General features: G+C 39.6%; 6 protein-coding genes and 1 pseudogene. 3 read left to right on the top strand and 4 right to left on the bottom strand.

The genetic code is table 11. From position 1 onward, the window contains the following. Window positions 1–581, bottom strand: a pseudogene (locus ABZC96_RS06890) (asparagine synthetase B); the annotation flags it as partial. Between the two features lie 125 nt (window positions 582–706). Between ABZC96_RS06890 and topA the strand changes: the two are divergent. The 3 genes from topA to ABZC96_RS06875 are packed head-to-tail and all read left to right on the top strand — an operon-like array spanning window position 707 to window position 4924. Continuing rightward, window positions 707–2905 carry a type I DNA topoisomerase gene (topA, locus tag ABZC96_RS06885; RefSeq protein ID WP_373030019.1) on the top strand — a complete coding sequence of 733 codons (2199 nt, stop codon included), beginning with the start codon at window positions 707–709 and terminating at the stop codon, window positions 2903–2905. Then, window positions 2905–3762, top strand: coding sequence for a biotin synthase (locus tag ABZC96_RS06880; protein WP_373030018.1), 858 nt, complete (start codon window positions 2905–2907; stop codon window positions 3760–3762). The genes topA and ABZC96_RS06880 overlap by 1 nt, the downstream gene beginning before the upstream one ends. After that, entirely contained in the window at window positions 3749–4924 is a 1176-nt protein-coding gene (locus ABZC96_RS06875; RefSeq protein WP_373030016.1) for a cation:proton antiporter, read from the top strand. Before ABZC96_RS06880 ends, ABZC96_RS06875 begins: the two co-directional genes overlap by 14 nt. 14 nt (window positions 4925–4938) lie before the next feature. On the opposite strand, the gene ABZC96_RS06870 is transcribed toward ABZC96_RS06875, so the two are convergent. The 3 genes from ABZC96_RS06870 to eno are packed head-to-tail and all read right to left on the bottom strand — an operon-like array spanning window position 4939 to window position 7176. Beyond that, window positions 4939–5631, bottom strand: a complete 693-nt coding sequence (locus ABZC96_RS06870) for a hypothetical protein (RefSeq protein WP_373030015.1) — start codon at window positions 5629–5631, stop codon at window positions 4939–4941. A gap of 3 nt (window positions 5632–5634) precedes the next feature. Then, entirely contained in the window at window positions 5635–5886 is a 252-nt protein-coding gene (locus ABZC96_RS06865) for a hypothetical protein (protein ID WP_373030014.1), read from the bottom strand. Between the two features lie 15 nt (window positions 5887–5901). Then, on the bottom strand, window positions 5902–7176 hold the full coding sequence (eno, locus tag ABZC96_RS06860) for a phosphopyruvate hydratase (protein WP_373030013.1): 1275 nt from the start codon (window positions 7174–7176) through the stop codon (window positions 5902–5904). Window positions 7177–7254: the final 78 nt, after the last annotated feature.

Here is a 7254-nt window from a genome sequence, read left to right as displayed (position 1 = left end):
GTTAACATTTCTCCTGCATCTACTTGATGAATGTGTCTATCAAATGTCTGAGGAGAAAGAGGCGTTTGGAAAGAGAAATATTGGGTAATCATTTGTCTATCAAAAGTAAGTGGCACAAGGGAATGTATGGCTTTCATCTCACTGGCAAAGATAAATCTTTGTGCATCAAAAGTATAAAAAATCGGTTTCTTTCCAAAAGGGTCACGAAATAACTTTACTTGCGATTCTTCTATGATAGCAATAGCGAACATCCCACGTAGATGTGTGACAAAATCATCTCCCCACTTCACATATGCAGCATATAGAACATCTAGTTCACTTTGTTCTTGAAGATGGAGTTCCTCGGCCAAGACTTCATAATTATAAATTTCGCCATTAAAAAGTATCTGTATCATGTTGTGGTTGTAGATTTGCGTGGGTGTTTTCGTTACATGGGTAACAGCAAGCCGATGTACTCCAAGAAAACTGTGGTCATTTACAGAAGTATAATTTGCATCTATCCCCCGATGAGCCAATGTTTGAAAAGCCTTTTTAGCTTTTTCTCCCTCGTAAGTTCCGATAATTCCAAATATTGCACACACCTATGGAAGTCCTTATTTATTGCTTATTTTCTCAATTATACTTATATAAAATAAATACTCTTCTCTTGCTTTTACTCTCTTTTGTGTTACAATGCCAAAAATTCATCTCTATAAAGTAAGTAAATATGAAAAACCTAATCATAGTAGAATCGCCTGCTAAAGCGCGTACCATTACCAGCTTCTTAAGTAAAGACTATAAAGTCATTGCCTCAAAAGGGCATATCCGTGACCTACCCAAAAGTACATTTGGTATTACTATAGATGATGAAACGGGTGATCTTGTACCTAAGTACTCCATCCCCAGAGATGCAAATCCTACAGTCAAAGAGTTAAAGAAACTTGCCAAAGAAGCCGAAACCGTCTTTATCGCAACCGATGAGGATCGTGAAGGTGAGGCCATCGGGTATCACATCGCTAAAGCGATCGGCAAGGAGCCTACAGAGCTTCCACGTATCGTCTTTCATGAGATCACTAAAAATGCTATACAACATGCACTTGAAACACCGCGTAAAGTGAATATGGACTCTGTGGATGCACAGCAGACAAGAAGACTGCTTGACCGTATCGTAGGGTACAAACTTTCTCCTCTGCTTGCGAGTAAGATCCAAAAGGGGCTTAGTGCAGGTAGAGTACAAAGTTCGACCTTGAAACTGGTTGTAGACAGAGAACGTGAAATCAAAGCGTTCATTCCTGAAGAGTTTTGGACTATAGATGCACTTTTTGAAAAAGACATCGATGCCTCTATCTATGATTATAACGGTCTTAAAATAGATAAACTGACTGTTAAAACTGAAGCAGATGCAACAGAGATCGTCACTTCTGCTAAAAATGAGTCATTTGTCGTAGCTTCACTTGAAAAGACCAAAAGAAAGACTAAAACACCTCCACCATTTATGACATCAACCCTTCAACAAGCAGCCTCTACTCAACTGGGATTCTCTCCTAAGAAAACTATGATGGTGGCGCAAAAGCTCTATGAAGGTGTCAAAACAGACCAAGGAACCATGGGTGTCATTACCTATATGAGAACCGACTCACTGAACCTGGCAAAAGAGGCCGTAGCGTCAGCAAGGGACTACATTAAAAATACCTATGGAGACAAATACCTGCCGGCCAAAGCGAAAAACTATGCAACAAAATCCAAAGGAGCACAAGAAGCGCATGAGGCTATACGTCCGACTATGGTCGAATTTGACGGAAAGACTGCTGCGGACTATCTCTCTGTAGATGAACTAAAACTCTACAGACTCATCTACAACCGTTTCTTAGCCTGTCAGATGACAGAAGCAGAAATGGAATCACAAACACTCCTCTTTAAAGGAGACAAATGTACATTCAAAGCAAGCGGTAGAAAACTTCTTTTTGATGGTTTTTACAAAGTCACGGGGCACGGAGATAAAGACAAACTTTTACCAGAGCTGGAAAAAGGTCAAGCTGTAAGTATGGATGAGATCAAACAAGAGCAACACTTTACAGAGCCGCCGGCACGATACAATGAAGCCAGTCTGATCAAAAAGCTGGAGTCACTGGGCATCGGTCGTCCAAGTACCTATGCACCAACTGTCACGACACTTCAAACACGTAAGTACATTGAGTTAGAGAAAAAACGTATCATTCCTACAGAGATAGCCTTTACTGTCACAGAAATGCTTGAAGAGCACTTTCCTGAGATAGTAGACAGCGGATTTACTTCAAACATGGAAGAAACTCTCGATGAGATAGCAGAAGGAACGGCTCACTGGCAACCCATACTTAAAGCATTTTACACACCTTTTTTACAAAAGGTAGAAGAGGGAAAGAAAAAGATCAAAAGTCTTAAAGTGGCTATCCCAACAGGAGAGAATTGTCCCAAGTGTGACTCTGAACTTCTTTTGCGCAAAGGGCGCTATGGTGAATTTATTGCATGTAGTAACTTTCCTAAATGTAAATACACTAAAAATACGGATGGTACAGAAGTAGAAGGGCCGGAAGAGACAGACGAAAAATGTGAAAAATGTGGTTCGACGATGGTCATAAAAGACTCTAAAAGAGGAAAATTTCTTGCCTGTTCTGCTTATCCAAAATGTAAAAATGCAAAGTCTCTTGAACCGGCTAAAGAGCTGACAGTTCCTTGTCCGGAATGTGGTGGAAAGCTCCAAGAAAGAGAAGGTAAAAGAGGTAAATTCTTTGGTTGTGTGAACTACCCAAAATGTAAGTTTATCGCCAATTTTGAACCAGTAGATAAAAAGTGTCCTGAGTGTGATTACACCATGGGTAAAAAAACCCTCAAAAGTGGTGATGTCTATGAATGCTTTAAATGTAAACATAAAGAAGAGGCAAAATAATGTCTAATAGTAAACAAATATTTTTATGCGCTATCAATAACATCCTTAGCGGTACCTGCCAGGAAGACTGTAAATTCTGTACACAGAGTGTAAGATATCATGCAGATATTCAGCGATATAACTACAAAAATATTGAACAAATAGTCTCAGAGGCTAAAGCGGCAAAAGCCAATGGAGCCTTAGGATATTGTTTGGTCACTGCAGGGAAAGGGCTTGATGACAAAAAAGTTGATTTTGTTGCACGTGCTGCACAGGCAGTGAAGGCTGAAGTAAAAGACCTTAACCTTATCGCATGCAATGGTACCGCCACTAAAGAACAACTCCTCTATCTGCAACAGCATGGTATCGACAGTTATAATCACAACCTTGAAACTTCTGAACGTTATTATGCAGAGATCTGTCAAACACATGCATGGAGTGAACGCTATGAGACCTGCGAAAATGTAAAATCAGTAGGCTTGGCACTTTGTTCAGGCGGTATCTTTGGTATGGGAGAAACGAAAGAAGATAGAGACTCACTTCTTGATGCTATCGCATCTCTATCCCCAGAGTCAACACCTCTAAACTTTTATCACCCTAACCCTGCACTGCCTATAAAAACCAGAAACATAGAACTGGATGAAGCTGTAGCTATCATCAAAAAGGCGCGTAGCCTGTTAGGAGAAAATAGGCTTCTTATGGTGGCAGGAGGACGTGAACTTTTGTTTAACGGAAAAGAAAATCTTATGTTTGAATCTGGAGCAAATGCCATGGTGATAGGGAACTATTTAACCACACAAGGTATCGAAGCAAGTAAAGACAAAGAAATGCTCAACACATTAGGTTATGAGGTAGCGACAAGCTGTGATACACACTAATATCATCCTGATACTCACACTGTCACTATTGATATGGGGTAGCCCCTTTGTTGCTAAATTTTTACGTTTGCCTATCCCCCCGGTAGAGATCATCTTAGGATCTATTGTTGCCTATCTTGGATTAGTTGGACATAGCCAATACTTTACACTTATTGCAGAGGTCGGTTTCCTCTATCTCATGTTTTTAGCAGGGATGGAAGTAGACTTAAAACAGATTACAAAAAGCCCTAAAATAGTGATACAAAGATCGATGCTATTCCTATTCTTCATGGTTGTCTTTTCTATCATATTTGGTTTTATCTTTGATCTTCATGCCATTGTCATTATCTCTATGCCACTTATATCCATAGGATTACTGGCCTCTTTATCTAAAGTATACGGAAAAGAAGAATCATGGATACGCTTAGCCTTTATCGCAGGTGTATTGGGGGAGATCTTAAGTATTGCAGCACTTACTGTCTTTGATGCTTCCATTACTACGGGATCACCTATAGAACTTATTTTGAAAATTAGCTACCTGCTCCTGTTTATCTTCGTGATATACATACTCTACAAAATGTTCAATCTACTTTTTTGGTGGTATCCAGAACTAAAAAGTACTTTGGTCCCAAAACTGGACACTTCTGCACAAGATATACGTCTCTCTATGGCCCTCTTCTTTATCTTGATCGCTGTGATGTTGTCATTAGAGTTAGAAGTTGCATTGGGTGCATTTATCGCAGGGATAGCTATCTCTGCATTCTTTCATCATGAAAAAGAACTTGAAGAAAAAATGTCCAGTCTTGGGTTTGGTTTTTTGGTTCCCCTCTTCTTTATTCATGTCGGAGCATCATTTGATCTGAAGGCACTTCCTCTAGAAGGTGTTGTTTCCGGAGCACTGCTTATTACAGTATTAATGATTGTTTCCAGATTATTTGCTGCGATTGTATTAAGGGGGATTAGTGGTGGATCAAAGGATGCTTTACTTATAGCACTTTCACTCTCTATGCCATTAACCTTACTTGTTGCCGTTGCAACAATTGGGTATGACACAAAGCTATTAGACCTTTTGACGTACTATCAACTTATCTTAGCCAGTATTTTTGAAATTTTGATCTCTATGACTATTATTAAAATGTTACAAGCGAACAAACACCGTACAAAAGAAAAGCCACAGAATTAAAAGAGAAGGAAAGGTTACTCTGCCCTTCTCATCTCTTGTACTGCTTCCCAGTATGCCATATCTGCTGCATCTTTTGCTGCTTTTTCTTCTGCAGCAACATCAATATCTACAACATTAGTTGCACTTGCAGTTTTTTTTGCAGCAGCTTCTTTTTCGGCTAATGCTGCTTCTGCTGCTCTAGCTTCCGATGCTATTCTTTCTAATTCTGCTTTTTCTTCTGCTTCTTTAGCAAGCTTTTCAGCTCTTTGTTTCTCGTATGCTTCTACTTCACGTTTCTCTTGTTCTACTTGTGCTTTTGCTTTTTTTAACTCTTCTTCTTTGGCAGTGATTTGCTTTAACATTGCTTCTTCTTGAATACGTGCCTCTTCAGCTTTTTTTGCTGCTTCTAATTTTTGGGCCTCTTCTTTTTTCTTAGCATCTTCCATGGCTTTTTTACGGATAGCCTCTGCTCTATCATCTTCAGATTCTTTTTCTTCTGTCGCAGTAGGTTCAAGAACATCAGAAGACTCTTCTTCCTCTGCAGCTTCAGGAGCATCAATTGCATCCTCTTTGGCTTCTTCCTCATCATCTAATAAATCATCATCAGATCCTGCCGCTTCTCTCAGGTCTGAAAGAAATGAATGAGTTGATTTATCAATATCTCTAAAACCTGATGCATTTGCACTCATAAATAATACCGCCATTACTGCCCATAGATACTTTTTCATACTTTACTCCTTAGGTTCTAACTGTTTTAATTCAAAATACTCTTTTTGAAGTCTTTGATTTTCTACTTTTAATATTTTCTCTTCAAGAGACAAGCCTTGTTTCTTCTCTTTTAACTGATTCAAAACAGTTAGTGAGTTCTCCCCATAGACCAAAACGCCGACATAGATGCCAAAGAGAAGGATGCCTAGTGCCGTCACCAAAAACGTTTTTAGTGACAGACCGGCTATACTACCTTCTTCTCTCGCATCTGCCATATATTATACCTTCATTTACTTTGTAAAAATTGATGCACCCAAATACTCAAACTGCCCAAGCTCCGCTTCGATCTCAAGTAGTCTGTTATATTTAGCGATTCTATCACTTCTTGCTGTCGAACCCGTTTTGATCTCACCGGTATTCAATGCCACGGCAAAGTCTGCGATGAAAGTATCTTCACTCTCTCCTGAGCGGTGAGACATCACACAAGTATACCCGCTTCTTTGTGCAAGACGTACAGTTTGCATCGTTTCCGAAACAGTTCCTATCTGATTTGGTTTGATCAAGATAGAGTTTGCAATATCTTTTTCAATCCCCTCTGCCAAGATAGACACATTGGTAACAAAAAGGTCATCACCTACAAGTTGTACTTTATCCCCAAGTACTTCCGTCAACTCTTTCCATCCTGCCCAATCATCTTCACTCAAACCATCTTCGATAGAAACAATAGGATATTTTGCACACATATCAGCATAATATGCCGTAAGTTCAGAACTTGTGATCTCTCTATTTTCTGATTTCAATACATAAAGGCCCGCATCATTGATAAGCTCACTTGCAGCAACATCAAGTGCAATAGCGATCTGCTCACCAGGTTTATAACCTGCTTTTTCGATCGCCTGCATGATAACCTGGATAGGTTCTTCATTGCTTTTAAGATTTGGTGCAAAACCACCCTCATCTCCAACCGCAGTACTTTCACCCATATCATCAATGATCTTTTTAAGGTTATGATACACTTCAGCACATGCTCTCAGACCTTCTGAAAATCTATCAAAACCTATTGGCATTACCATGTACTCTTGAAAGTCTACAGAGTTATTCGCATGTTCCCCGCCATTAATGATGTTAAGCATCGGTACAGGCATCACAACTGCATTAGCCCCGCCAAGATAACGGTAAAGAGGCATACCCATACTTTTTGCAGCAGCCCGTGCTACCGCCATAGAAACACCAAGTACTGCATTTGCACCTAGGTTTCCATAATTCTCAGTACCATCTACCTCTTTCATTATAAGATCAACTTCCGCCTGATTAAAAGGGCTAAGTCCCACAAGAGCATCACAGATAGGTCCATTTACATTTTCACATGCCTGAAGCACACCTTTACCCATGTATCTGTCTCCGCCATCACGAAGTTCTAATGCTTCACGTTTACCTGTACTCGCCCCACTAGGAACAATGGCACTTTCAACTGTACCGTCACTTAAGCTTACAGTTGCTCTTACGGTAGGGTTTCCTCTACTATCCATAACCTCTGTTGCTACGATCTCATCGATAAAAATCATCTATATCCTTTATATACATTTTCTGTTTTACATTTGTCTATTATTTTATCGAAATTTACCCTATACTTAAATGAGTAT

The sequence above is a fragment of the Sulfurovum sp. genome (genome assembly GCF_041551015.1).
Classification (GTDB): Bacteria; Campylobacterota; Campylobacteria; order Campylobacterales; family Sulfurovaceae; genus Sulfurovum.
The sequence above is the reverse complement of the archived record's forward strand: the minus strand, read 5'-3'. Positions and strand labels throughout refer to the sequence as shown.

Coding starts and splice junctions, on each gene's coding strand:
- topA (WP_373030019.1), top strand. CDS start 707: ATGAAAAACCTAATCATAGTAGAATCGCCTGCTAAAGCGCGTACCATT.
- eno (WP_373030013.1), bottom strand. CDS start 7,176: ATGATTTTTATCGATGAGATCGTAGCAACAGAGGTTATGGATAGTAGA.
- ABZC96_RS06880 (WP_373030018.1), top strand. CDS start 2,905: ATGTCTAATAGTAAACAAATATTTTTATGCGCTATCAATAACATCCTT.
- ABZC96_RS06865 (WP_373030014.1), bottom strand. CDS start 5,886: ATGGCAGATGCGAGAGAAGAAGGTAGTATAGCCGGTCTGTCACTAAAA.
- ABZC96_RS06870 (WP_373030015.1), bottom strand. CDS start 5,631: ATGAAAAAGTATCTATGGGCAGTAATGGCGGTATTATTTATGAGTGCA.